21 protein-coding genes and 2 pseudogenes are annotated in these 23,317 nt (G+C 73.3%); 12 read left to right on the forward strand and 11 right to left on the reverse strand.

Annotated features, from left to right (window positions below):
- Nucleotides 1-33: 33 nt before the first annotated feature.
- Nucleotides 34-906 carry a hypothetical protein gene (locus ACF1GV_RS18810; protein WP_391681946.1) on the reverse strand — a complete coding sequence of 291 codons (873 nt, stop codon included), beginning with the start codon at nucleotides 904-906 and terminating at the stop codon, nucleotides 34-36.
- 278 nt (nucleotides 907-1,184) lie between these two features.
- On the opposite strand from ACF1GV_RS18810, the gene ACF1GV_RS18815 reads away from it, so the two are divergent.
- Both ACF1GV_RS18815 and ACF1GV_RS18820 read left to right on the forward strand, forming a co-directional pair.
- Nucleotides 1,185-3,263 (forward strand): SpoIIE family protein phosphatase, encoded by a 2,079-nt coding sequence (locus ACF1GV_RS18815; protein WP_391681948.1) that lies wholly within the window; start codon nucleotides 1,185-1,187, stop codon nucleotides 3,261-3,263.
- 88 nt (nucleotides 3,264-3,351) lie between these two features.
- Nucleotides 3,352-3,969: a hypothetical protein gene (locus ACF1GV_RS18820; RefSeq protein ID WP_391681951.1), complete on the forward strand. Its 618-nt coding sequence runs from the start codon at nucleotides 3,352-3,354 to the stop codon at nucleotides 3,967-3,969.
- A gap of 82 nt (nucleotides 3,970-4,051) precedes the next feature.
- Here ACF1GV_RS18820 and ACF1GV_RS18825 read toward each other — a convergent pair whose 3' ends face one another.
- Together ACF1GV_RS18825 and ACF1GV_RS18830 are read right to left on the reverse strand one after the other, a co-directional pair.
- Nucleotides 4,052-4,846: a putative protein N(5)-glutamine methyltransferase gene (locus tag ACF1GV_RS18825; RefSeq protein WP_391681954.1), complete on the reverse strand. Its 795-nt coding sequence runs from the start codon at nucleotides 4,844-4,846 to the stop codon at nucleotides 4,052-4,054.
- 188 nt (nucleotides 4,847-5,034) lie between these two features.
- On the reverse strand, nucleotides 5,035-6,066 hold the full coding sequence (locus tag ACF1GV_RS18830) for a hypothetical protein (RefSeq protein WP_391681956.1): 1,032 nt from the start codon (nucleotides 6,064-6,066) through the stop codon (nucleotides 5,035-5,037).
- A 78-nt stretch (nucleotides 6,067-6,144) separates the two neighbouring features.
- On the opposite strand from ACF1GV_RS18830, the gene ACF1GV_RS18835 reads away from it, so the two are divergent.
- A complete protein-coding gene (locus ACF1GV_RS18835; protein ID WP_391681958.1) occupies nucleotides 6,145-6,585 on the forward strand; it encodes a MarR family winged helix-turn-helix transcriptional regulator in 441 nt (146 codons plus the stop codon).
- 46 nt (nucleotides 6,586-6,631) lie between these two features.
- Here the strand turns inward: ACF1GV_RS18835 and ACF1GV_RS18840 are convergent.
- Both ACF1GV_RS18840 and ACF1GV_RS18845 read right to left on the reverse strand, forming a co-directional pair.
- Nucleotides 6,632-7,315: pseudogene (locus ACF1GV_RS18840) on the reverse strand (GNAT family N-acetyltransferase); the annotation flags it as partial.
- Complete coding sequence (locus ACF1GV_RS18845) at nucleotides 7,312-8,238, reverse strand: NADP-dependent oxidoreductase (protein ID WP_391681961.1); 927 nt, start codon at nucleotides 8,236-8,238, stop codon at nucleotides 7,312-7,314. The gene ACF1GV_RS18845 and the pseudogene ACF1GV_RS18840, both read right to left, overlap by 4 nt.
- A 139-nt stretch (nucleotides 8,239-8,377) precedes the next feature.
- Between ACF1GV_RS18845 and ACF1GV_RS18850 the strand changes: the two genes are divergently transcribed.
- The 6 genes from ACF1GV_RS18850 to ACF1GV_RS18875 all read left to right on the forward strand — a co-directional run bounded on the left by ACF1GV_RS18850 (nucleotide 8,378) and on the right by ACF1GV_RS18875 (nucleotide 13,676).
- On the forward strand, nucleotides 8,378-8,983 hold the full coding sequence (locus ACF1GV_RS18850) for a sulfite oxidase-like oxidoreductase (RefSeq protein ID WP_391681963.1): 606 nt from the start codon (nucleotides 8,378-8,380) through the stop codon (nucleotides 8,981-8,983).
- A complete protein-coding gene (locus ACF1GV_RS18855; protein WP_391681966.1) occupies nucleotides 8,976-9,731 on the forward strand; it encodes a ferredoxin reductase in 756 nt (251 codons plus the stop codon). The genes ACF1GV_RS18850 and ACF1GV_RS18855 overlap by 8 nt, the downstream gene beginning before the upstream one ends.
- An 87-nt stretch (nucleotides 9,732-9,818) precedes the next feature.
- Complete coding sequence (locus ACF1GV_RS18860; protein ID WP_391681969.1) at nucleotides 9,819-10,442, forward strand: hypothetical protein; 624 nt, start codon at nucleotides 9,819-9,821, stop codon at nucleotides 10,440-10,442.
- Between the two features lie 124 nt (nucleotides 10,443-10,566).
- Nucleotides 10,567-11,535 carry an acetylxylan esterase gene (locus ACF1GV_RS18865; RefSeq protein WP_391681972.1) on the forward strand — a complete coding sequence of 323 codons (969 nt, stop codon included), beginning with the start codon at nucleotides 10,567-10,569 and terminating at the stop codon, nucleotides 11,533-11,535.
- Nucleotides 11,536-11,632: 97 nt separating this feature from the next.
- Nucleotides 11,633-12,799 (forward strand): serine hydrolase domain-containing protein, encoded by a 1,167-nt coding sequence (locus ACF1GV_RS18870; protein ID WP_391681975.1) that lies wholly within the window; start codon nucleotides 11,633-11,635, stop codon nucleotides 12,797-12,799.
- 127 nt (nucleotides 12,800-12,926) lie between these two features.
- Nucleotides 12,927-13,676 (forward strand): GntR family transcriptional regulator, encoded by a 750-nt coding sequence (locus ACF1GV_RS18875; RefSeq protein WP_391681977.1) that lies wholly within the window; start codon nucleotides 12,927-12,929, stop codon nucleotides 13,674-13,676.
- A 56-nt stretch (nucleotides 13,677-13,732) separates the two neighbouring features.
- Here ACF1GV_RS18875 and ACF1GV_RS18880 read toward each other — a convergent pair whose 3' ends face one another.
- The 3 genes from ACF1GV_RS18880 to ACF1GV_RS18890 all read right to left on the reverse strand — a co-directional run bounded on the left by ACF1GV_RS18880 (nucleotide 13,733) and on the right by ACF1GV_RS18890 (nucleotide 16,941).
- Nucleotides 13,733-15,526 (reverse strand): RICIN domain-containing protein, encoded by a 1,794-nt coding sequence (locus ACF1GV_RS18880; RefSeq protein ID WP_391681979.1) that lies wholly within the window; start codon nucleotides 15,524-15,526, stop codon nucleotides 13,733-13,735.
- A 121-nt stretch (nucleotides 15,527-15,647) separates the two neighbouring features.
- Complete coding sequence (locus ACF1GV_RS18885) at nucleotides 15,648-16,373, reverse strand: class I SAM-dependent methyltransferase (protein ID WP_391681982.1); 726 nt, start codon at nucleotides 16,371-16,373, stop codon at nucleotides 15,648-15,650.
- 4 nt (nucleotides 16,374-16,377) lie between these two features.
- Nucleotides 16,378-16,941, reverse strand: a complete 564-nt coding sequence (locus ACF1GV_RS18890; RefSeq protein ID WP_391681984.1) for a PadR family transcriptional regulator — start codon at nucleotides 16,939-16,941, stop codon at nucleotides 16,378-16,380.
- Nucleotides 16,942-17,003: 62 nt separating this feature from the next.
- Here ACF1GV_RS18890 and ACF1GV_RS18895 point away from each other — a divergent pair, with 62 nt between their 5' ends.
- The 3 genes from ACF1GV_RS18895 to ACF1GV_RS18905 all read left to right on the forward strand — a co-directional run bounded on the left by ACF1GV_RS18895 (nucleotide 17,004) and on the right by ACF1GV_RS18905 (nucleotide 20,199).
- The gene (locus ACF1GV_RS18895; RefSeq protein ID WP_391681986.1) at nucleotides 17,004-17,411 is read left to right on the forward strand and encodes a nuclear transport factor 2 family protein; all 408 of its coding nucleotides are present in this window, start codon (nucleotides 17,004-17,006) and stop codon (nucleotides 17,409-17,411) included.
- A gap of 319 nt (nucleotides 17,412-17,730) precedes the next feature.
- Nucleotides 17,731-18,876 carry a transcription termination factor Rho gene (gene rho, locus ACF1GV_RS18900; protein ID WP_391681989.1) on the forward strand — a complete coding sequence of 382 codons (1,146 nt, stop codon included), beginning with the start codon at nucleotides 17,731-17,733 and terminating at the stop codon, nucleotides 18,874-18,876.
- Nucleotides 18,877-19,011: 135 nt separating this feature from the next.
- Nucleotides 19,012-20,199: a D-alanyl-D-alanine carboxypeptidase family protein gene (locus tag ACF1GV_RS18905; RefSeq protein ID WP_391681991.1), complete on the forward strand. Its 1,188-nt coding sequence runs from the start codon at nucleotides 19,012-19,014 to the stop codon at nucleotides 20,197-20,199.
- 224 nt (nucleotides 20,200-20,423) lie between these two features.
- On the opposite strand, the pseudogene ACF1GV_RS18910 reads toward ACF1GV_RS18905, so the two are convergent.
- The 3 genes and pseudogenes from ACF1GV_RS18910 to ACF1GV_RS18920 form a co-directional block, all read right to left on the reverse strand.
- Nucleotides 20,424-20,873 (reverse strand): annotated as a pseudogene (locus ACF1GV_RS18910) (glycosyltransferase 87 family protein); the annotation flags it as partial.
- Between the two features lie 48 nt (nucleotides 20,874-20,921).
- Nucleotides 20,922-22,241, reverse strand: a complete 1,320-nt coding sequence (locus ACF1GV_RS18915; protein ID WP_391681994.1) for a hypothetical protein — start codon at nucleotides 22,239-22,241, stop codon at nucleotides 20,922-20,924.
- Nucleotides 22,242-22,340: 99 nt separating this feature from the next.
- The gene (locus ACF1GV_RS18920) at nucleotides 22,341-23,264 is read right to left on the reverse strand and encodes a glutaminase (RefSeq protein WP_391681997.1); all 924 of its coding nucleotides are present in this window, start codon (nucleotides 23,262-23,264) and stop codon (nucleotides 22,341-22,343) included.
- Between the last annotated feature and the right edge of the window lie 53 nt (nucleotides 23,265-23,317).

Below are 23,317 nucleotides of genomic sequence, written 5' to 3' on the forward strand. Positions count from 1 at the left end.
AGGGCCACCGGCGGCCGGAACGGGCCCGCGGCCTCAGCCGCGCACCAGGCGGTAGGTCTTGCTGTCGGTCAGCACGCAGAAGCCGGGCGAGACGACGATGACGCGCAGGGTGCCGGTGCGCCGGTCGTAGTCGACGCCCTCGGCCTCGAAGCCACCGGAGCAGGCGCTGCGCAGGGGCAGCTGGCGCAGCGCGCTGACCTGGCCGTTCACGTCGGCGGTGCCGTTCGGCGCGGCGGACAGGTCGATCTGCAGCAGCGGCTTGGTCACACCGAACAGCGTTCCCTCGGGGTCGTCGGAGGCGCACAGCAGCCGGGTGGAGGTGACGAAGTCGCAGCCCTGGACGTCACGGACGGCGTGGTCGAGGCGGACGGTCGCGGCCTGCGGCAGGTTCGCCGAGGGCGAGGTGGACGGGTTGACGCCGGGCGTGGGGAGGACCAGCAGCCGGGTCATCGTGCCCCACTCCCCGGTGAGCATCCACTGGCCGTCCGGGCTGATCGCCACCCAGGAGTTGTTCAGGGCCTCGCCCGGGCTCAGCGTGTGGACGTACTCCGACCAGCCGCCGCCCGGCGCCTGCACCCGGAACATCTTCGCGTCGCCCGAGTCCCGCTGGTACGGCTCGACGTAGTGGCCGTCGTAGGAGGCATCGGGGTCGCCCACATGGTTCCAGCCCCGGCCGGAGACGCTCAGCGGGACCGTGCCGAGACCGGTGTAGCGATTGGGACTGCCGGCGGGGACCTCGATCGAGGCCAGGCCCTGGCTCTCGGCGAGCGGGTCGGCGCGGTCGGAGCCGACCTCGTTCCAGGTGTCCGCGGCCGTGGCATGCGGGGCGCCGCACAGCACGAAGGTGAGGGCCACCAGGCCGGTCAGGACGGTGCGACAGCGTTGCCGGACGGTGCGTGGGGGCATGGGCCGACTCCTCGGTCAGGGGGTGGTCGCGCACAGTCTGGCGGCGCCTGCTGGTCATGTACAGACCAAGAACGCGAAACGCATTCCGTCGGTCCGGCGACGCTGCGCCCGCGCGGGGACACGCTGCGCCCCGCTGCGTCCGCCGGACGTTTCCGGCCGTGTTGGGGGATGGTGGAAGTGAGGGCGCAAGGCGTAGGAGAAAGGATTGTGCGCGGTACAAAATGGGGAGTCGGCACGGGGGAACGCGTGCCGCACGGACGGGCGGAGGCGGTACCTGGATGACGTCAGCCAGATCTCCCGTGACCGACGGCGACCCGCCGCCGGGCGGACCGGTGCAGCCCAGCGGACTCCTCGACGTGCTGAACGTCGCCTCCGTGGTGCTGGACGCGCAGGGGCGGGTGGTGCTGTGGAGCCCGCAGGCCGAGGAGCTGTTCGGGTACTCCGCGCAGGAGGCACTCGGCCGGTACGCGGCCCACATCATGGTGCACGAGCAGCACGTCGACCTCGTCGTGAAGCTGTTCGCGGACGTCATGCAGACCGGGCGGAGCTGGGCCGGCGCCTTCCCCGTCCGGCGTAAGGACGGCACCGCGCGGCTGGTGGAGTTCCGCAACATGCGCCTGCTGGACGACCGGGGCGACGTGTACGCACTCGGGCTGTGCGCCGACCGGTCGACCGTGCGCCGCCTGGAGCGGGACGTGGCGCTGTCGACGCGGATGGTCACCCAGTCGCCGATCGGCCTGGCCGTGCTGGACATCGACCTGCGGTTCGTGTCGGTCAACCCGGCCCTGGAGCGCATCAACGGCCTGCCCGCCGACGAGCACCTGGGCCGCCGGCTGCGCGAGGTGCTGCCGGACCTGGACGCGGACGCGCTGGAGTCGGCGGCGCGCCGGGTGCTGGCGACGGGGCAACCGGTGGTCGACCAGGCCATCGTGGGCCGCACCCCGGCCGACCTCGACGAGGAACACGCCTGGACGATCTCCCTGTACCGGCTGGAGGACGCCGTCGGCAACGTGCTCGGTGTGGCCGCTTCCGTCGTGGACATCACCGACCAGTACCAGGCGAGCGTGGAGGCGGAGGCCGCCCGCCGCAGGCTGGCCGTGATCGCCGACGCCTCCGCCCGGATCGGTACGACGCTGGAGCTGGACCGCACCGCTCACGAACTGGCCGACGTGGCCGTGCCGGAACTCGCCGACATCGCCGCCGTCGACCTGCTGGAGGCGGTCGTGGAGGGCCGGCGCAGCAGCCTGGGCCCGGCCGAGGCGGCGGTGATCCGCGCGCTCGCCGTACAGGCGCGTGACGCCCCGGAGGCGCTGCGGGCGGCCGACCCGCCGGGACAGATCGCCCGGTACGGCCCGGACCGGCTGGTCACCGAGTGCGTGCGCACCGGCCGGCCGGTCATGATGGCGCATGTGCGGCCGGAGAACCTGCCGCGCATCGCCCGCTCCGCCGAGGCCGCGGAACTGCTGGAGGCGGCCGGCGTGCACTCCTATCTGGCCGTCCCGCTGATCGCGCGCGGCGAGGTGCTCGGCGCCCTCGACCTCAAGCGCACCAACAACCCGCTGCCCTTCAGCCGGGACGACCTGCTGCTGGCCCGGGAGCTGGCGGCGCGGGCCGCCGTGCAGATCGACAACGCCCGCTGGTACCAGAACGCCCGCAACACCGCCCTGACCCTGCAGCGCAGCCTGCTGCCGAGCCATCCGCGGCTCACCGGTGGTCTCGAGGTGGCCTCGCGCTACCAGCCGGCCGGCGCCACGAGCGAGGTCGGCGGCGACTGGTTCGACGTGATCCCGCTGGAGGACGGCAAGACGGCGCTGGTCGTGGGCGATGTGATGGGCAGCGGCATCAACGCCGCCGCGACGATGGGCCGGCTGCGCACCGCCACCAACACCCTGGCCTCGCTGGACCTCGATCCCGCGCTGCTTCTGGAACACCTCGACAAGATCACCTCCGGCCTCGACGAGGCCATCGCGACCTGTGTGTACGCCGTGCACGACCCGCGGTACGGCCAGTGCCGGATCGCCAACGCCGGGCACCTGCCGCCGGTCCGGGTACGCGCCGGGCGGCCGCCTGAGCTGCTAGACCTGCCGACCGGCGCACCGCTCGGCGTGGGCGGGGTCGCCTTCTCCACCACGACCGTCGAGGTGTGCCCCGGCGACCAGCTGGTCTTCTACACCGACGGCCTGGTGGAGACGCGCCGGCACTCCCTCGACGAGCGCCTCGCCATGCTGCTCACCCTGCTGGACGACCCGGAACGCCCGCTGGAGGAGGTCTGCGACCTGCTGCTGCGCACGCTGCACCAGCCCGACAACCACGACGACGTGGCCCTGCTCATCGCCCGGGTCCGGCAGGACGGGTGATTCACAGGTAACCGTTACCCCGTCCTTACCGGCCCCCTCGGACAATCACACGGAGGGGTGCCATGACGGCGGCCGAGGAGAGTGATCCATGATGCACGAGCCGGACCATGAGCACTCGGGGACGCGCGCGTCAGTGACGGAGCGGTGGCGGCGCCGGCCGGCCCGGGGCCGTACGGTGATCGCGGCCACGGCCGTCGCGGTGCTCGCCCTGGGTGGAACGGTCGCCTACGCGGCCACCTCGGACAGCTCTCCGACCCCGCCCGGGGCCTCCACGTCGTCGTCCCCGTCTCCGGGCGGGCCGGACGGGAGGCACGAGCGGGGCGGCCCCTGGTTCGGCTTCGATGAGGCCGTGCATGGCGAGGCCACCGTGAAGGACACCGACACCGGCAAGTGGGTGGTACGGATCTGGCAGCGCGGCACCGTCGAGTCGGTCTCCGGCGACCAGGTCACCGTCAAGAGCGCCGACGGTGCGTCGTGGACGTGGACCGTGGGCCCGGACGCCTCCGTCCGCATCGGTACGCCGAAGAAGGGCGACTCGGTCGTCCTGGCCGGCACCCGGGGCAACGACGGCAAGCGCACGGCCGTCCTCTCCCTGGGCGGCGACTTCTCCGACCGGGGCCCGGGCCACCGCCGCGACGGCTTCCGCGACCACCGGTGGGACGGCGAGCCGTCGCCGGGCGCGTCCGGGGGCGGGGCCACGACCTGACGCCGGCGCCCCGGGACAAGCAGCTCGCGCTGGATCGCAGGGCCGCCACGTTCCGTGCGGCGGCCCCTGCCCGGACGCACTCTCAGGCCTGCGCCCGCGTCCCGATGACCACGTGGGCGTAGCCCTCCTCCGCCACCGCCCGTCGCGGGACGAGCCCGGCCCGGGTGAACGCCTCGACGGCCGTGGGTGCCTGGTGCTCGCTCGTCTCCACCAGCAGGCAGCCGCCGGGGGCCAGCCAGTGCGGCGCCTGCGCGGCCACCCGCCGCAGCACGTCCAGGCCGTCCGTGCCGCCGTCCAGCGCGGTCAGCGGCTCGTGGTCACGGGCCTCCGCCGGCAGCAGGCCGACCTCGGCGGTGGGGACGTACGGCACGTTGGCGGCGAGGATGTCGACACGGCCGCGCAGTCGGTCCGGCAGCGCCGCGAACAGGTCGCCGCGGTGGACCTGGCCGCCGTACGCGGCGACGTTGCCTCCGGCGCAGCGCACGGCGGCCGGGTCGATGTCGGCGGCGTGCAGTTCGACGCCGGGCAGCGCGGCGGCCAGGGCCGCGCCGACCGCGCCGGAGCCGCAGCACAGGTCCACCACGACCGAGGCGTGCGGGAGTTGGGCGAGGGCCTGGTCGACGAGGAACTCGGTGCGCCGGCGCGGGACGAACACGCCCGGCTCGACGGTGACGCGCAGGCCGTGGAACTCGGCCCAGCCGAGGACGAGTTCGAGCGGGAGCCCGGCGACGCGGCGCTCCACCATGGCGGCGGCCTCGTCGTCGCCGCGCGCGGTGTCCAGGATCAGCCGCGCCTCGTCCTCGGCGAAGACACAGCCGGCGGCGCGCAGTCGGGCGACGACGGAAGAGAAGGGAACGGACGGGGAAGGTGTGGGCATGGAAGCCGAGGGCCTTTCGGTAGCCGAAGGGCACTCCCTTGGGTCACCTGCCGCCGGCGGTCCGCGCGCGGCGAGGGGAGAGCACCCGATCTGTCCTTGCGGTGATGGGTCCCACCTCCCTCGGTGACGCACGGCTGGGGCGGTCCGCAGCCGGACCGCCACCCTACCCCAGCGCCGCCCCCTGGTGATCACACTCCGACGGTCTCCTCGACCTCTTCCTCCGCCGCCAGTTCCTCCGCCTGCGGTGCGGGGGCGGGGGCGGGCGTCCTGGAGCGCTCGTACAGGGCGGCCAGGCCGGTCACCGCGAGGCCGGCCAGCAGCCAGGCCGCCAGCGTCCACAGCGTGCGGCCGAGGCCGTCATGGCCGAAGTACAGCAGGCTGCGGGTGCCCTCCACGAAGCCTGCGCCGTTCCAGAAGGCGTGCAGGGAACCGAAGAAGCCGTTCTGCAGCTCGGGCCGGAACAGGCCGCCGGAGCTGGTGAAGTTGAGCATCACGAACAGCACCATCATCGCGAGCGTGGTCCACCGCTTGAGGAAGGTGTGCAGACCGACGCCGATGAACAGGATGCCCGCGGAGTACAGCCACGCCATGCCGAAGATCCCGGCGAGGTCGTGGTGCGCGAGGTGGAAGACCGGTCCGGCGAGCAGCGTGCCGATGCCGCCGACGACGGCCGAGACGCCGAGCGCCAGCAGGGCACGCACCCGCATCGCCAGCGCGCCGCCGGCGGCGCCGATCGCGGCGACGGAGGCGTAGGAGCCGATGGAGACGGCGATGAGCAGGAAGAACAGGCCCTGTCCCGTGGGGTCGTCGGAGACGGGCCGGGCCACGTCGGTGACCTTCAGCGGGGCGCCCTGCTTCTCGGCAACGGGGGTGAAGACCTTCTCCACGGCGGTGGCGCCCATGTCGGACGAGGCGGTGGCGACGACCAGTTCGGGGCCGCCCGCGCCCGGCACGTAGGCGCCGGTGATGTCGCGGTGCTTCAGCAGGTCGACGGCGGCGTCGCGGGTGGCGACCGTGCGGACGTCGAGCTTGTCGCCGGCGGCGTCCTTGACCGACTGGGCGAGCACCTTGGCCTCGGGTCCCGAGCCGACGACGGCGACCGGGAGGTGGTTCGGCTCCGGGGTGACGAACGCCCCCATGTACGCGAGTCCCATGCCCAGGCACATCAGCAACGGGGTGATCAGGTGCGTGAGCACATGGCGCACGGCGGGCGACCTCATCGCTCACTCCTCCAATGGTTGGCTTATACAACTCTTTCTTCAGTTGTACTATACAACCAGAACCCCGAAGGAGGGCAAGTGAACGCAGCCGAGGCCGTCGAGGCCATCCAGCGCGAGATGACGATCTTCGCGCGCCGTGCCCGTGCGTCGGCCGGGCGCATGCATCCGGAGCTGTCGCTGGTCTCCTACACGCTGCTCGGGCACCTGGAGGAGCGGGGCGGCTGCCGCGCCACCGACCTGGCGGCGCACTACGCCCTGGACAAGTCCACGGTCAGCCGCCAGGTCGCGGCCCTGGAGCGGGCCGGCCTCATCGAGCGGCGGCTGGACCCGGAGGACCACCGCGTCCAGGTCCTGCACCTGACCGAGGCCGGCCGCAGCATCCTCGCCCAGGTCACCGTCAGCCGCCGGGCCGCCTTCCGCGAGCGTCTCGCGGACTGGCCCGAGGAGGACCTGACCCGCTTCGCCGACTATCTCGTGCGCTACAACGCCTGGACGCCGGCGCAGGAGAAGGAAGCCTGACGGGCCTCTCGGCTACGCCACCGGCACGGCCCGCCCCTCCCCCAGGCTTCTCCGGCACCCGCACCTCGAGGAACGCCGTACGGCGGCGCAGCCGGAAGCCCAGGGACTCGTACAGCCGGATGGCGCCCGCGTTCTGCGCGCCGGTGTGCAGGAACGGCGTCTCCCCGCGCGCCCGGATGCCGTGCGCGACGGCGCGGATCAGCCGGGTGGCCAGGCCCTGACCGCGGAAGGCCGGGTCGGTGCAGACCGCGCTGATCTCGGTCCAGCCCGGCGGGTGCAGCCGCTCCCCCGCCATGGCGACGAGCGTGCCGCCGCGCCGGACGCCCAGATAGGTACCGAGCTCGATGGTCCGGGGCAGGAAGGGGCCGGGGCGGGTGCGCGCGACCAGGTCGAGCATCTCGGGCACGTCGGCGGGGGTGAGCCGGACCGCCTCCGGGTCGGGTGCGGTGGCCAGGCCGTCGTCCACCAGCTGGACGCCCTCGATGTGGAAGGTGATCTCCCAGCCGTCCGGGACCTGTCCCCTGAAGCCGGGCAGCGGGACCTCGGCGCCGGGACCCGCGAGCGCCGCGAGGTCGGCCCAGTCCTGGGCGTCCGGCTCGTCGGGCAGGGCCAGCCAGGGCGACACGTCGAGCGGGTAGCGCAGCACGCCGCCGCGCCGCTCGGCGAAGGGGGCGTGCGGGCCGGTGAGCGAGGCGAGGGCGGGGTTGTCGAGGACGTGCGCGGCGCTCATGCGGCCACCTCGATCACCGTCTTGCCGCGGGCGTGGCCCGCCTCGACGACGCGCAGCGCCTCACCGGCCCGCTCCAGCGGGAACGTCCGGGTGACGAGCGGGTCCAGATCACCGTTGGCCACCAGCTCGGCCACCGCCTCGAGTACGGCGTTGTCGCGCACCCTGGCCACGCGGGAGCCGCCGAGCCGTGCGGCGTCGTCCGGGGGTGCCGCGGCCGTGACGAGCCCGGCGCTTGCGGCGCGCAGGGTCGCCGCCTCGGCGAGCACGTCGCCGCCGACCAGATCGTAGATCCCGTCGATGCCGTCGGGCGCCGCGATCCGCGCCCGCTCGGTCCAGCCCGGGCCGGAGGACACATGGACGGCGCCGAGCGACTCGACGAGGTCCTTCTTGCCGTCGCTCGCCACACCCACGGTCCGCAGCCCGAGGGCCCGTGCGATCTGCACCGCGGCCACTCCGACCCCGCCGCCCGCGCCGGTGACCAGCACGGTCGCGCCGGGCGCCAGGCCGAGCTGCCGTACCCCGGCGTAGGCGGTCGACGCGGCCACGGGCAGGGTGGCCGCGTCGGTGAAGGTCACCCCGGCCGGCTTGCGGGCGATCAGGTCCACCGACAGCAGCGCGCACTGCGACCAGCCGCCGACGACCGGACGTCCGAAGACCTCGTCGCCGGCCGCGAAGCCGTCGACGCCCGGCCCGGTCTCCTCCACGACACCGGCCACCTCGCTGCCGAAGTACGCGGGGAACTCCCGCTCGCCGCTCTCGCCGGGGCGCCGGTAGCCGGTGCGCAGCTTGAAGTCCACCGGGTTCACCCCGGCTGCCCGCACCGCGATCAGCACCTGGCCGGGCCCCGGCCGGGGACGGTCCACGTCGACGAGCGCCTCGGCCTCGGGGCCGCCGTACCGGGTGAAGACGTACGCCTTGGGCATGGGCTTCCTCACTCTCCCTCGCTGTTCACCGGCGGCAAGCGAGGGATCGGGAGGCGTATTCCCCGACCTGCGGGATGTTCATACGGCCGCAACGATCGGCGGGGACGAAGCACCTGGCGCGACCCCTTACGGTTGAATCATGAACGTCACCCGAGGCTTCACCGGACGCCCCCGCGTCCAGGACCCGGGCCTGCCGCCGGGTCAGTACGACGCGGGCGACGACTGGCCCGTGCTGTCCGCCGAGGTCACCCCGGACATCGCTCCGGAGCAGTGGACCTTCCGGATCGACGGGCTGGTCGAGCGGCCCCGCGGCTGGGACTGGGCGCAGGCCCAGGAACTGCCCGCCTCCACCTACGAGGGCGCCATCCACTGCGTCACCGGCTGGTCGAGGTTCGGGACGCGGTTCTCGGGTGTATCCCTGGACGTCTTCCTCGACGCGGTACGACCGAACGCCTCCGCCACGCACGCCGTCGCCTACGCGCACACCGGGTACACCACGAACCTGCCGCTGGCGGACCTGACCGGCGGCCGGGCCTGGATCGCGTTCACCCACGACGGCCGCCCGCTGCCCGCCGAGCACGGCGGACCGGCACGGTTGCTGGTACCGCATCTGTACTTCTGGAAGAGCGCCAAGTGGATCGCGGGCCTGCGTCTGCTCGACCACGACGAGCCGGGCTTCTGGGAGCGCAACGGCTACCACGGGCGCGGCAACCCCTGGCAGGAGCAGCGGTACTCCGGTGACTGAGATCTTCACTCCCCCGACCCGCTTCGCGGTGCCCGGCCGGATCGCCGTGAGCGAGCAGGCGGCCTCCGTGTGGCAGACCGCGACGATCGCCGCGATCCGCAGGGAGACCGCGCGCGCCGCCACGTTCCGGCTGGCGGTGCCCGGCTGGCCCGGCCATCTGCCCGGCCAGCACCTGCTGCTGCGGCTCACCGCACCCGACGGCTACGCCGCCCAGCGGCACTATTCGATCGCGTCCGCGCCGGACGACAGCGGGCACGTCGAGCTGACCCTGGACCACGTCGAGGGCGGCGAGGTGTCCGGCTGGTTCCACACCGTGGCCCGGCCCGGTGACACCGTCGAGGTGCGCGGCCCGGTCAGCGGCTTCTTCGCCTGGCCCGGCGACCGGCCGGCGCTGCTGATCGGCGCGGGCTCCGGGGTCGTACCGCTGATGTCGATGGTGAGGTACCGGCGGGCGCGCGGACTGGCCCCGCGGGTGCGGCTGCTGGTGTCGGCGCGCAGCCCCGAGGACCTGATCTACGCGCGTGAGTACGGCCCCGAGACCACCCCGGTGTTCACCCGGCGCGCCCCCGCGGGGATGCCGGTGGGGCGACTGCACGCCGGGCAGGTGGCGCCGCTGGTGGAGAAGGCGCCGCCGGGTGGCTGGGAGGCGTATGTGTGCGGTTCGAACGCTTTCGCCGAGCACGCCTCGCGGCTGCTGGTGGCGGCCGGCCAGCCGGTGGACCGGATCCGGATCGAACGCTTCGGCTGACCGGAGGCCGGATGTCCGGGGCGTCCGGGACTTCCCGTTTGCACGGAACCGGTGAAGGATGTCTGCTGGACGGGGTAGGAGATCCATGTGGGCACTCGCACGCGTGACGGCGAGGAGATCGACATGCGAACCCGGGTGCGCAATTGGCGCTGGCGGCGCAATCCGCTGCGGCGCCGGTGCGACGTGGTGGAGGCGTGGACGGCGCTGGTCGTCGCGGCGCTCCTGCTCGTCGGCGCGCCTCTGGCCGGGATACTGACCGGCTGGTGGGCGCACGGCGAGGCACGGGCGATCGCGACGCAGCAGCGCGCGGACCGGCACGAGGTGCACGCCAAGGTCGTGGGCAGGACGCCGGACACACCGCCGAGCGTGGACGGCGGCAGCCGGCACACCACCCCGGTGGCTGTGCGCTGGAGCGATCCGGGCGGCGCCACGCACACGGCGATGGCCCGGGTGCCCGCGGGCACGCACACCGGTGACAGCGTCGACGTCTGGTTCGACGCACACGGCCACAACCTGGCCGCACCGCCGACGGAGTCCGCCGTCTGGCAGCACACCCTGTCCATGGGGGTCGCCGCCACGGGCGGCACGGTCGCCGTGGTGCTCCTCGCGCACGGCGTGGTGCGCCGGGTGGCCCTGCGCCACCGGCTCGACGAGTGGGACCGGGACTGGGCCCTCACGGAACCCCTGTGGACCCGGCGTCGGCCGGCGTGACGCCTGTCCGCAGGACTTGGCCCTTCGCGGCCGTCCGCAGTGGGAGCACCCCTTGGAAAGCGCTGTCACCGCCCCGTACGGTGTGATCGTTCCGCATGGCCCACATACCCTGAGGCGGTCCCGTATGGCCCTGTTCGACCTGCCCCTCGACGAACTGCGCGACCACCGCAGCGCGTCCATCGAACCCGAGGACTTCGACGCCTTCTGGTCGAAGACCCTGCAGGAGGCCCGCGCGCACGACCTCGACGCCCGCTTCGAGCCGGTCGAGACGGGCCTGTCCACCGTCGAGGTGTACGACGTGACCTTCGCCGGGTACGGCGGCCACCCGGTCAAGGGCTGGCTGATGCTGCCCGCCGGAGCCGGCGAGCCGCTCCCCCTGGTCGTGGAGTTCGTCGGCTACGGCGGCGGGCGCGGGCTGCCGCACGAGCACCTGCTGTGGGCCTCCAGCGGCCGGGCGCACTTCGTGATGGACACCCGCGGGCAGGGCAGCGCCTGGGGCGGCGGGGGCGGAACCGCGGACCCGGTGGGCGGTGCCCCGGCCTACCCGGGGTTCATGACCCGCGGCATCGACGCTCCGGAGAACTACTACTACCGGCGGGTGTTCACCGACGCCGTACGGGCCGTCGAGGCAGCCCGCTCGCACCCGCGCACCGACGCCTCGCGCACCGTGGCGCTCGGCGCCAGCCAGGGCGGCGGCATCGCGATCGCGGTGGGCGGCCTGGTGCCCGACCTGGTGGCCGTAGCCCCGGACGTGCCGTTCCTGTGCGACTTCCCGCGCGCGACGACCCTCACCGACCGTCCCCCCTACCGGGAGATCGGCCTCTACCTCAAGACCCACCGCGGCCGCGCCGAGGACACGCTGCGCACCCTGTCGTACTTCGACGGCGTGCACTTCGCCGCGCGCGGCCGGGCGCCCGCCCTGTTCTCGGCGGCGCTGGAGGACCAGACCTGCCCGCCGTCCACGGTGTTCGCCGCCTTCAACGCCTGGGCCCACGACGACAAGGCCATCGAGGTCTACGAGTTCAACGACCACGAGGGCGGCGGTCCCTATCAGGACGCTGCCCGGATGCGCTGGATGCGCTCCTACGCCTGACCCCCTTCCTTCCGGTCCGACCAGTCGGTACGTTCTTGGGGCCCGGCGTCGCACAGTGCGGCCCGGGCTCCCGGCGTACCTGACCTGAGGAGGGCCCATGTCCCACGACGAGCCGCAGGTGCACGGCCACTGCGACCCGCGGTTCACGGCGGTGCGCGAGGCCTTCGAGGAGAACTTCCGGCAGCGCGGGGAACTCGGCGCCGCGGTGGCCGTCACCGTCGAGGGCCGGATGGTGGTGGACCTGTGGGGCGGCTGGGCGGACGCGGCGCGCACCCGGGCCTGGGAGCGCGACACCGTGGTGAACGTGTGGTCGACGACGAAGGGCCCGGTGGCGCTCGCCGCCCACATCCTCGCCGACCGGGGGCTGTTGGACCTGGACGCGCCGGTGTCCGCGTACTGGCCCGAGTTCGCGGCGGCCGGCAAGGAGAAGGTGCTGGTGCGGCACCTGCTGTCGCACCGGGCGGGACTCGCGGGGCTGCGCGAGCCGCACTCCTTCGAGGAGCTGTGCGACTGGGAGCTGACGACCCGCCGGCTCGCCGCGACCGAGCCCTGGTGGGAGCCGGGGACGGTGTCCGGGTACCACGCGCTGACGTACGGCTTCCTGGTCGGCGAGGTCGTGCGCCGGGTGACGGGACTGCTGCCGGGGGCGTTCCTGCGGCAGGAGGTGACCGGCCCGCTGGGGATCGACTTCACCATCGGCCTGCCGGAAGCCGAGGCGCACAAGGCGGCCGAACTGGTGCATGCACCGGCCCCGGCGCACGGCGAACGGGCCGCGGTCTTCGCCCAGTTGGACCCGGCGGCGCTGGCCGCACTGACCAACCCGGCGGTGGGCGCGGCGCAGGCCAACTCGGCGAACTGGCGGGCCGCCGAGATCCCGGCCGCGAACGGACACGGCACCGCGCGGGCGGTCGCCTCGCTGTACGGCGTCTTCGCCGGGCGAGGCGCGTTCGGCGGTCGCCGGCTGCTGTCGGCCGAGGCGGCCGAGCGGGTGCGCGAGGGCCAGGGCGCCTGCCGCGACCTGGTGCTCGGTGCGGGTTTCGCGCACGAGACGGAGGCCGGGCTCGGGCTGTGGCTCAGCGGTCCGAACGGCTCCTACGGTCCGGATCCGAAGGCTTTCGGACACGACGGCTTCGGCGGCTCGTGCGGCCTCGCGGACCCGGACGCGGGCGTCTCGCTCGGCTACGTGATGAACCGCATGGGCCCGCACATCGCCGACGATCCGCGTAAGAGGGCGCTGGTGGGCGCCCTGTACGACGCGCTGTGACCAGCGGTGCGGGTGGTCTCGTTTCGGCCGAACCGGCGACCCCCGCTTCCCTGCTGGTGTAGACCAATGGTAATCCTGTGGTGACTGAGCGCGAACGACACGTACGTCACCCACAGGAGGGCGCGGCATGGCCCGCACCACCCCGCTCGACCACCTGCACACCGCCGACGCGGACGAGCCTTTGTACCAGCGCGTCGCGGCACTTCTGGTGTCCGAACTGACCGGCGGGACCGTCCCGCCGGGCGAACGGCTGCCCAGCGAACGGTACTTGGCCGCGTACTACGGCGTCAGCCGGGAGACCGTGCGCCAGGCGCTGGAGGTGCTGCGCGACCGCGGCCTGGTCGCCACCGACCGGCGCGGCAGTCACGCCACCCTGCCCGGCCCGGCCCCGCACCTCACCGCTGTGCTGACCTTCCCGGTCGGCGCCCGCGGCACGGACCGGGGCGGCCTGCAGCGGGCCACGGTCGCCTGGCAGCCGCCCCCGCCGCACCACGCCGAGGTGCTCGGTCTCGCCCCGCACCGGCCGACCCTGGTGCACCGCTACCACTCCACCGCGGCCGACGGGCGCGGCCGGCGTACGGCCGTGACGTCCTTCTCGGCGGTGGCGCTGAACGAGGTCGAGGAACTCGCCCGGTACCGCGACCGCGCCGACGGCACCTCCTCGGCGGAGCTGCGCCGGGTCTACGACTGGATGCGCCGCGCCGGGCTGACCCTGTACCACCGTGACGCCATCGTCCGACCCGACGACGGCCCGTCGATGCGCGTGACCCGCTATGTGCACGACCAGTACGCCCGCCCGCTGGAGATCACCGACCTGGTGGCGGACGCCCAGCAGGAGGCCCTGGTCTACGAGTTCACGCTGCCGGCCGCCGGCTGACAAGGCAGCACGGCCGGGACCCGTGGAGGCGGGTCCCGGCCGCTCTCACGCCGCGGTCAGCGGACCGGGGTGAGGGTCAGGGTCTGCTCGGCGGCGGTGCGGGAGGCGCCGACCGGGCTGCCGCCGGTGTCCGTCCAGCCGCGCAGCGGTGTGGTCTCGGCGGGCCTGCCGCGCGCCGCGGACAGAGCGATGACCAGGCCGCTGTAGCGGTTGACGAGCCGGTAGGCCCCCGTGGGCGTGCCGCCGGCGGTGCGGCCCGGGATGACGAACCACTGCTGCCCGACGGTCGGCCCGCCCGGGCCGGCGGCGGTGACCGTCGGACGCGTCCCCCAGGCGCGCTGGGCCGTGGCGGCGGAGTCGACGCCCAGCAGCCGGCCCGTGGCCGCGTTGACGATCCGGTACGAACCGTCGCCGTTCGCCGTGAAGGTCCACGCTTCCCGGCGGGAGCCGCTCGGGACGGCCAGGGACGTCGTGCCGGCGCCCGCGGACTGGGCGAGGACGCGTCCGTCACCGTTCGCGATCCGGTAGGTGGTGCCGCTGCGCACGGGTGCGGCCGGGGCCGAGGCACCGATGGTGATGTCGACGTACTCGCCGGAGGAGTCGTTCGAGCAGCCGAAGGAGCAGTAGGAGCGGAAGGACTTGCCGACGATCCGGTTGCTGGTGCGGTTCGCGGGGTCGAGGAACCAGCGGTACCAGGAGGCATTGGTGTGGCTGCCGGTGTCGCCGATCAGCCGCCACTTCTGCGAGGCGAGGTCGTCGGTGGCGTAGAACTGCTGGGGCGCCTTGCCGCTCTGGTCGGCGGCCTGTGGTTCGCCGATGTAGAGGCCCAGGTAGGCGTTGTAGGTGATGTCCATGACGAACAGCGGGGACGTGGGCGGCATCTTCCCCGCGGCGACCTGCTGGTTGGCGGTGCCGGGGGTGGCCGGGTCGTACTCCTGGCCGGCCGGTGTGTAGCCGGTGGGGTGGGCGGAGTCGACCGGGACCATGTTGCTCTCCCGGCCGCCGGTGCCGGGTTCGGACCAGGTGCCGTCGTACCACTTGCGCCAGCTGTCCGGCGCCATCTTCCCGGCGATCGGCGCGCGGGCGACGTGCGCGTGGAAGGTGCGCCAGCTGCCGCCCTTGTCGACGATGCGGGAGCCGTAGAAGACGTAGAAGTAGCCTGAGGCGGTGTCCACGTACAGGCGCGGGTCGCCGTCGCCGTAGTGGTACGTCTGCTGCGGGAAGGCGGCCGTGTCGCCACGCCGCGTGCTGTACGGCGAGGTGATCACGTGGTCCTTGATGGTCCAGGTGCGGCCCCGGTCGTGGGAGACGGCGTAGTCGATGGCGTCGTAGTGCAGCCCGTCGGCGAAGGGCTGCGGGGTGAACTCGTTGTGCACCAGGCCGTACCAGTCGCCGGTGTCCGGATCGACCCACACACCGGCCAGGTCGCAGTAGTTCTTCTGCGCGTAGTGGGAGCCGGTGGGCGCGTAGGTGGCTTCCTTGCCGGTGGGGCTGTTGTTGCAGCGTGAAGTGGTGTCGTTGTTGCGGTCGCTCGGGTCGGCCGGGTTCACGGCGTCGCTCAGGGCGCTCGAGCGGGTGGCGCTGTCGAAGTCCTTGCCGGTGTAGAAGCTCCACTCGCGGGGGTCGTCCGCGCCGTAGAGGGCGTGCGCCTGCTGGTAGTAGAAGGTGCCGTCCTTGTCGAGGTACGGCGCGGCCGGGGTGTCGTCCGGGTTGGTCCAGGACGCCGTCGCGCCGACGGTCACGGTGTAGTCGGCGGCGGCGGCCGGGGGGCTCGCCGCCGGCCCGCCGCCGCACAGGGCCAGGACGGCGGCGACGACGGCTGCGGCTCGTCTTGCGGGGGGAGTGGGCACGACTCCTCCTCCTTGGGATCGCTAACATGCGCTGAATCGCTGTAGCGGCCCGAACTATGGCACAGCTTGTTATCGCTGCCAACAGTCCGTGCGAGGAGGCGCCGGAAGCTGAGAGGTCGAGTCAGGCGGGGCGCCGGGCGACGACCGTCCGCACCCGGGGGCTGCCGTCGCGGCGGCGCCCGAACGCGGGCAGGGCGTACAGTTCCACCCTGAACCCGGCGCGCTCCAACTCCCGGCGCATATCCGCGAGTCCCACGGCGCGGTAGTACATCACGAACGGCGGACGCCACAGCGTGTTGCGCACCCGCATCACCGCGTCGAAGCCGAGCAGCATCCAGTAGGCGGGCTCGGCGGGCCGGGGCGGGGCGACGACGGGGAACGCGAACCGGCCGCCGGGGCGCAGCGCGGCGTACACCTGCGCGAAGAGGCCGGGCAGTTCGCGGGGCAGAAAGTGGCCGAACGCGCCGAAGCTCACCACCAGGTCGAAGGCCCCGGCGAAGGGCAGCGCGCGGGCGTCGGCGCGCACCCAGGACACGCGCGGCCCGGCGGGCCGGGCGCGCCGCCGCGCGACGTCCAGCATCCCGGCACTGAAGTCGACGCCGGTGACGCTGCGCCGGCACAGCGGGGCGAGCACATCGAGACCGGCTCCGGTGCCGCAGCACAGGTCGAGACCGTCGTCGTAGGGACCGAGCGGGGCGAGCTGCTCGGCGACCGCGTCGAGGACGGAGCGGGGGGTGCGGAACGGTGTGTGGTCGAACTTGGGGGCCAGCAGGTCGTATCCGTGCTCGACGGAGGACAGCGCCTGGACGGCGAGTTCGCTCAGGGTGGGGCCTTCGGGGCTGAACACGGGGTCAGCCTAGGGGAACGCGCCGTTCCAGGACGGCGAGTGCGCGATCGCACCAGCGCAGGTTCTCCTCCTCGAAGGAGATGCCCGCCATGAGGGTCAGATACGGGCCGACCCGGTCGGCCTCGCGCAGGTACTCCTCCTCGTCGCGGCCGTCCAGCAGGCGTTCGCGCACCCGTCGGTAGCGGTCCAGCTTGCCGCGCGCCCAGGACCGTCGTTCCTCGATCAGCGCGCGGGTCGCGGCGGGGTCGGTGCCGTCCATGGCCTGGATCTTGATCAGCAGTTCGTCGCGGATGGCGGTTGGCCTGCGCGGCGGCGCGACGGCGAAGGCGCACAGCTGCGCGCGGCCCTGGTCGGTGAGGGAGAACATCCGCTTGTTCGGGCGGCGCTCCTGCTGGACGAGCCGGGCCTCGATCAGCCCGTCGGCGGCGAGACGGTCCAGCTCGCGGTAGAGCTGCTGCGGTGTGGCGGGCCAGAAGTTGGCGAGCGAGACGTCGAACACCTTGGACAGCTCGTACCCCGAGGCCTCGCCCTCCAGCAAGGCTGCCAGCACCGCGAACTTCAGCGACATATGGACACGCTAACAGCAGGTGACTATTCTCCTCCGCACCTATTCAAATAATTGAGTATGAGGTGATCCCGAAGCGTGCGTTCCGCGAGGCGGTCGAGGCGGGCGATCTCGACGCCGTCGAGGCACTGCTGTCCGACGACGTCGTCTTCACGTCCCCGGTCGTCTTCAAGCCGTACGCTGGCAAGGCCATCACGGCGGCGATCCTGCGCGGCGTCGTTCGGGTCTTCGAGGACTTCCGGTACGTCCGTGAGCTGACCGGCACAGACGAGCGCGACCATGCACTGGTGTTCACCGCCCGCGTGGGCGAACGCGAGCTGACCGGCTGCGACTTCATCCACCTCGACGACAACGGGCTGATCGACGAGTTCATGGTCATGGTGCGCCCCCTGTCGGGCGCACAGGCACTGGCGGAGGCGATGGGTGCCAAGTTCGACGAAATCGCCGCCGAGGCCGCGGCCCGGTCGGTCTGACCTGGCACAACACCCTTCCGGAATAGCCCGGGGCGTCACCACGTTGGCCGTGGTGGCGCCCTTTTGCCGTTGCACTGCGGACATCCGGTGCTACAGTGCGAACAGCACATGTGTACGCCCCGTCGAGGGCGTCGGTGCATCTTCTCCTCTTTCCGCGTCTTCGGTGCTTTCTCCGTCGTACGCCTGATGCCTGCGGATCTTCCCCGCCGAGGCACGACGTTTCCTCCGCCGGGCCGCGCTCTTCCGCGCCCCCGTTCTGCGGCATCTCCCCTTCTCTTCGCTTGTCTCATCTCGGCCTCCACGAAAGGACCGAACTCCCATGACCACCACACTCGAACGCCCGCCGGTGGCCGGGCAGACCCCGTCCGGCCTGCTCGTCAGCGGCGTCCTGGACATCGACGGCAGTGGGAAGGGGCACCTGCGGGGCGCCCACTGCATGCCCGCGCCCACCGACCCGCCCGTCGCCCCGGATCTGATCCGCCGGCACGGCCTGCGCAAGGGCGACCTCGTCGAGGGCGTGCGCGGCGGACGGCAGGGCCTGACCGAGGTACGGCACGTCAACGGCCGTACGCCTCAAACGGCGCGCGACCGACGTCACTTCCGTGAGCTGACGCCGCTGCACCCGCGGGAGCGGCTGCGGCTCGAGCACCCGGCGGCCGGGGCCGCCGGACGGGTCGTCGACCTGTTCGCACCCGTCGGCAAGGGCCAGCGCGGGCTGATCGTCGCCCCGCCCAGGACCGGCAAGACCGTGCTGCTGCAGCAGATCGCTGCCGCCGTCGCGGGCAACCACCCCGAGTGCCGCCTGATGGTGCTGCTGCTCGACGAGCGGCCCGAGGAGGTCACCGACATGCGCCGCTCGGTGCGGGGCGAGGTGTACGCCTCGACGTTCGACCGCTCGCCCGCCCAGCACATCGCGCTGGCCGACCTGGTGATCGAGCGGGCCAGGCGGCGGGTGGAGGACGGCGAGGACGTCGTACTCCTGCTCGACTCGCTCACCCGGCTGTGCCGGGCCCACAACCACGCGGCCTCCGCCGGCGGCCGCACCCTCAGCGGCGGTGTCGACGCGGCAGCGCTGCAGGGGCCGAAGCGGTTCTTCGGCGCCGCACGGCTGGCCGAGGAGGGCGGTTCGCTCACGATTCTCGCCACCGCCCTCGTCGAGACCGGCTCGCGCGCCGACGACCTGTTCTTCGAGGAACTCAAGAGCACCGGCAACATGGAACTGCGGCTGGACCGAGAAGCGGCCTCCCGCCGCCTCTTCCCCGCGATCGACCTGCCCGCCTCGGGCACCCGGCGCGAGGAACTCCTGCTACCCGCCGCGGAGTTGGGCGCCACGCGCGGACTGCGCCGGGCCCTCGCGGCGCAGAGCGGGCCCGCGGGGCTGGAGACGCTGCTGCAGCGGCTGCGCGAGACCCCCGGCAACGCGGCGTTCCTGCGCCGTGTCCAGCCCACCCTGCCGTCGGCCTGACAGCCCTGCACGACCAGGACGCCGGGCGGGCGATCGGGCCCGTACGCAGCAAGGCGTGCGGCATACGAGTGCACGCGTGACCCGTTCGGCCCGGGCAGCAGGGGGGAATCTCCCGGAGATTCCTAGGTTGATCGTATGACCATCGGATTTCCTTCCCGGGTCGCCCTGTCGACCTGTGCGCTCACGGTGGCGGGCGTCCTCGCCCTCTCCCCCACCGCGGCGGCCGCCGCGGGCGGAGCGGAGCCCACGCCCGGCGGCCCACGGGCGGCACAGCCGTCCCTGCTCCAGGCGTACGGCACCCAGGTACGGCTGCGCGGGGGCGCCCCGCGTCTGCCGGCCGTCTCCGCGCTGTCATGGCTGGTGGCCGACGCCGACACCGGCGAGGTGCTCGCCGCGCACGACGCACACCGCAAGCTGCCGCCGGCCAGCACCCTGAAGACGCTGTTCGCGTTGACGGTGCTGCCCGCCCTGCCGGCCGGCCTGGAACACCGGGTCAGCGAGGAGGAACTCGCCGGGATCGGGCCGGGCAGCAGCAGGGTGGGGGTCGCGGAGGGCCACACGTACACCGTCGCCGACCTGTGGCGCGGTGTCTTCCTCAACTCCGGCAACGACGCCGTGCACGTGCTGGCCGCACTCAACGGGGGCTGGTCGGCGACGGCGGCCCGGATGCAGGCCAAGGCGCGCGCCCTCGGCGCCCTTGACACGCACGTCGTCTCCCCCGACGGCTACGACACGCCCGGCCAGGTCTCCTCGGCGTACGACCTCGCGGTGTTCGGGCGGGAAGGGCTGCGCGACCCCGACTTCGCGCAGTACTGCCGCACGGCCGAGGCCAGCTTCCCGGGCGGCGGCGGATGGACGTACGGCATCCGCAACACCAACCGGCTGCTCACCGGCGCCGACGGGGTGGAGGCCTACCCGGGGCTGATCGGCATCAAGAACGGCTACACCAGCCAGGCCGGCAACACGCTGGTCGCCGCCGCCCGGCGGGGCGCCCGCACGCTCGTCGTGACGGTGATGAACCCTCAGGCGGGCGGCGGGCACGCCGTCTACGAGGAGGCACGGGCGCTGCTGGACTGGGGATTCGGCGCGGCGGGCCGGGTCGATCCGGTCGGTTCGCTGGACGCCGCCGCGCACGGCGCACCGCCCCCGCCGCACGGGCCGCACGCCTCACCCGTCGCCGCGACCGTCTCCGCTCCCGCTCCCGCCTCGCAGGGCGGCTTCGGCTGGACGGACGCTGCCGCGATCGCCTCCGCCGCCGCCGCGGGCGCCGCCACCGTCGCGCTGTCGCTGCGCGCCAAGAAACGCGCCGCCGCTCGCGGGTGACCGTACGGGAGCCACAACAGCAGACCGAGCGTGATCCCGGTGTAGGCGTCGGAACCGGCGAAGGCGGCCAGACCGGACGCGTCGTGGGCCCACAGCCAGACCACGCTGGTGCACAGCACCGCGTACAGGGCGCCCGCCACGCGCGCGTGCCCGGCACGCAGCAGGACCGCGAAGGACGGCGGCAGCCACACCAGGTGGTGCACCCAGGTGATCGGGCTGACCAGGCACGCGGCGAGCCCGGTCAGCGCGAAGGCGGCCGGCCGGTCCCCCGCGGCGGCCGCCCGGCGTGTCCGCCACGCCCACACGCCGAGCACGGCCACCACGGCGATCGCCCACAGCCCGCGCTGCGGTTCCCCCAGACGGGCGAGCACTCCCTGCAGGGACTGGTGGGAGACGTAGCCGAGACGGCCCACGCGCGTGGTGTCCCACATCGCCTCGGTCCGGTAGAAGCGGGACGGGCCGGGCGCGACGAGCGCCGCCAGGGCCGTCGCCGCGAGGGCGACCGCTGTCGCGACGGCCGCGGCGCGCCGGCGGCGGGCGAGCAGGAGCAGGTGTGGACGGGGTGTGAGCGCAGGGTCGTCCTGCTGCGGGGGGCGGGTACCGCTGCCTGATGGCGGGTGGCGGGTCGCCGATACCGGGTGCCGGGTGGCCGGTGCCGGCCGGCCGTCAGGCATCAGGCGTCAGGCGTCAGGCGTCAGGCGTCAGGCGTCAGGCGTCAGGCGTCAGTGGAAACGTCCGCTGGTGACCGGTCCTGACGAGCGCAGGCCCGAGCGCTGGGCTCGCAGCCAGGTGCCGTGGACGGCCGTGACGAAATCCGTCAGCTTCTCGACCGGGTCGGCCGGGCTCGTGCCGTCGCCCTCGTCCGGCGTGGGATCGGCGCCGACGATCTCCGCCGCGATCTCGGCCGGCGGCCGGTCGTCGGCCGGCGATGGGCCCACCTCGCCGTCGTCGTCGACCCGCATCTGCTCCGCCCACGGCGCGGTGACCTGCTGGTGCAGCAGACCGATGCTGTCGGCGGCGACGACCGGCGGGTCCGTCCAGCAACTGGCGTGCTCGTGCAGCACCTGTCCCGGGGCCCTGTCGAGGAGCTGCGCCAGGATGTCCGGGCCCTGATCCGTGTCGGCCAGGTCGTTCAGGTCGTAGGCGACGACGACGGTGCCGGGCTCGCCGGGCGCGTACGGCCGCGCCGGCAGTTCCAGGATCTCGGCGGCGGCCAGGCCGAGGATGTGACTGTCGCGGTCGGGCAGCAGCGCCACCGCGCCCGGCCGCACCTCGGCCGCCGCCAGCACCGCCTTCAGACGCAGCAGTCCCTGCAGACACAGGTCGGTGGTGTCCTGGAGCCAGGCGAACCGGCCGTTCATCCCCGCGTCGAAGCCGTACGGCGACAGCGTGCCGAGCACGCATCCGCCCATGACGTACTGCCATCCCCGCAGGTCGGTGCCGTCCAGGGGGCTCACCGGCGCGGCGCTCGCGGCGCGTTCCAGCATCGCGCGCTGACGGTCGCGGGCGGGGAGCCAGATCGCGTCCTCGGGGTCGGGGAGCCGGTCGTGCTGCGTACGGGCGAGGGCCACATCGCCGGCCATGAGCGCGTTGTACGCCAGCAGGTAGCGGTCCGGCCAGGCGGCGAGGTCGCTCTCGCGGGCGTTCAGCACCTCGACGGCCTCACGGTGGCGGCCCTCGCGTTCATAGGCGGAGACCAGTTCGCGCAGCGCCGCGGCCGAGGCCGGCACCTGGCGCAGTGCCTCGCACAGGGCGGGGACCGCGAGGTAGGACACGCCCCGTTCGACACAGGCGTATCCGAAGTCGTACTGCTCCTGGGCCCCTTCGGGGTGGGCGGCGAGCGCGTCGGCGGTCTGCCGGAGGTCGTCGAAGCCGGCCGCCGCCGCGGCCCTGCCCACCACGGGGGCGAGTTCGCCCAGCGGCAGCGTCTCCGCCGCGGTCCGCAGCACGCGCAGGGCGCCGGGTATGTCGCCGGCCTCCAGGAACTCCCAGGCCTTCAGCGCTTCCGGGGACTTCGGTCGGCGATTCTTCCGCGAGAACATGCCGTCGAGCTTGACCGACCGGTCACTTCCGCCTCAACTGCTTTATGACAAGCGCGTTCAGGCGGGTGTCAGCGGGAGCCGAAGCCGCAAGCCGTGCTGTCAGAAGACCGACAGGCCCGTGAGCGTGGTGAAACGGTCCAGCGCCGCCACGCCCGCGACGGAGTTGCCACGTTCGTCCAGGCCAGGGCTCCACACGCACAGCGTGCAGCGGCCGGGGACCACGGCGATGATGCCACCGCCGACGCCGCTCTTGCCCGGCAGGCCGACGCGGTAGGCGAAGTCGCCCGCCGCGTCGTAGGTCCCGCAGGTCAGCATGATCGCGTTGACCTGCTTGGCCTGGCTGCGGGTGAGCAGGCGCGAGCCGTCGGCGCGGACCCCGTGGCGGGCGAGGAATCCGGTCGCCAGAGCCAGGTCGGCGCACGAGGCGCTGATCGAGCACTGTCGGAAGTACTGGTCGAGCAGTTCGGGCACCGGGTTGTCGATGTTGCCGTACGACGCCATGAAGTGGGCGAGAGCGGCGTTGCGGTCGCCGTGCGCGGACTCCGAGGCGGCGACCTCCTCGTCGAAGGCCAGGTCGTGTTTGCCGCTCTCGGCCCGCAGGAAGGCCAGCAGTTCGGCCGCCGCGTCGCCGGTACGGGTGTGCAGGCGGTCGGTGACGACGAGGGCGCCGGCGTTGATGAACGGGTTGCGCGGGATGCCGTTCTCGTACTCCAGCTGGACGAGGGAGTTGAACGGGTTGCCGGACGGCTCGCGGCCCACGTGCTCCCACAGCTCGTCGCCTTCGCGGGCGAGGTCCAGGGCGAGGGTGAAGACCTTGGTGATGGACTGCGTGGAGAACGGCTCACGCCAGTCCCCCACGCCGTACACCGTGCCGTCCGGCTCCGCCACGGCCATGCCGAAGCGGCGCGGGTCGCGGGCCGCCAGCGCCGGGATGTAGTCGGCGGGGCGGCCACGTCCGGGGGTGTGCTCGATCTCCTCGGCGATGCGCTCCAGAACCGGGGCGAAGGTCTTCGACGACGTCATGATCATTATTCTCCCTCGGGGCCGGCCCCGGTGCGCTTCGGCGTTCTTCGGCA

The sequence above is a fragment of the Streptomyces sp. NPDC014006 genome (genome assembly GCF_043088925.1).
In the GTDB taxonomy this organism is placed as follows: Bacteria; Actinomycetota; Actinomycetes; order Streptomycetales; family Streptomycetaceae; genus Streptomyces.

What these genes read in the sequence shown, in the direction of transcription:
- ACF1GV_RS18810 (WP_391681946.1), bottom strand. Translation starts at nt 906, where the DNA reads ATGCCCCCACGCACCGTCCGGCAACGCTGTCGCACCGTCCTGACCGGC.
- ACF1GV_RS18815 (WP_391681948.1), top strand. Translation starts at nt 1,185, where the DNA reads ATGACGTCAGCCAGATCTCCCGTGACCGACGGCGACCCGCCGCCGGGC.
- ACF1GV_RS18820 (WP_391681951.1), top strand. Translation starts at nt 3,352, where the DNA reads ATGATGCACGAGCCGGACCATGAGCACTCGGGGACGCGCGCGTCAGTG.
- ACF1GV_RS18825 (WP_391681954.1), bottom strand. Translation starts at nt 4,846, where the DNA reads ATGCCCACACCTTCCCCGTCCGTTCCCTTCTCTTCCGTCGTCGCCCGA.
- ACF1GV_RS18830 (WP_391681956.1), bottom strand. Translation starts at nt 6,066, where the DNA reads ATGAGGTCGCCCGCCGTGCGCCATGTGCTCACGCACCTGATCACCCCG.
- ACF1GV_RS18845 (WP_391681961.1), bottom strand. Translation starts at nt 8,238, where the DNA reads ATGCCCAAGGCGTACGTCTTCACCCGGTACGGCGGCCCCGAGGCCGAG.
- ACF1GV_RS18850 (WP_391681963.1), top strand. Translation starts at nt 8,378, where the DNA reads ATGAACGTCACCCGAGGCTTCACCGGACGCCCCCGCGTCCAGGACCCG.
- ACF1GV_RS18865 (WP_391681972.1), top strand. Translation starts at nt 10,567, where the DNA reads ATGGCCCTGTTCGACCTGCCCCTCGACGAACTGCGCGACCACCGCAGC.
- ACF1GV_RS18870 (WP_391681975.1), top strand. Translation starts at nt 11,633, where the DNA reads ATGTCCCACGACGAGCCGCAGGTGCACGGCCACTGCGACCCGCGGTTC.
- ACF1GV_RS18875 (WP_391681977.1), top strand. Translation starts at nt 12,927, where the DNA reads ATGGCCCGCACCACCCCGCTCGACCACCTGCACACCGCCGACGCGGAC.
- ACF1GV_RS18890 (WP_391681984.1), bottom strand. Translation starts at nt 16,941, where the DNA reads ATGTCGCTGAAGTTCGCGGTGCTGGCAGCCTTGCTGGAGGGCGAGGCC.
- rho (WP_391681989.1), top strand. Translation starts at nt 17,731, where the DNA reads ATGACCACCACACTCGAACGCCCGCCGGTGGCCGGGCAGACCCCGTCC.
- ACF1GV_RS18905 (WP_391681991.1), top strand. Translation starts at nt 19,012, where the DNA reads ATGACCATCGGATTTCCTTCCCGGGTCGCCCTGTCGACCTGTGCGCTC.
- ACF1GV_RS18915 (WP_391681994.1), bottom strand. Translation starts at nt 22,241, where the DNA reads ATGTTCTCGCGGAAGAATCGCCGACCGAAGTCCCCGGAAGCGCTGAAG.
- ACF1GV_RS18920 (WP_391681997.1), bottom strand. Translation starts at nt 23,264, where the DNA reads ATGACGTCGTCGAAGACCTTCGCCCCGGTTCTGGAGCGCATCGCCGAG.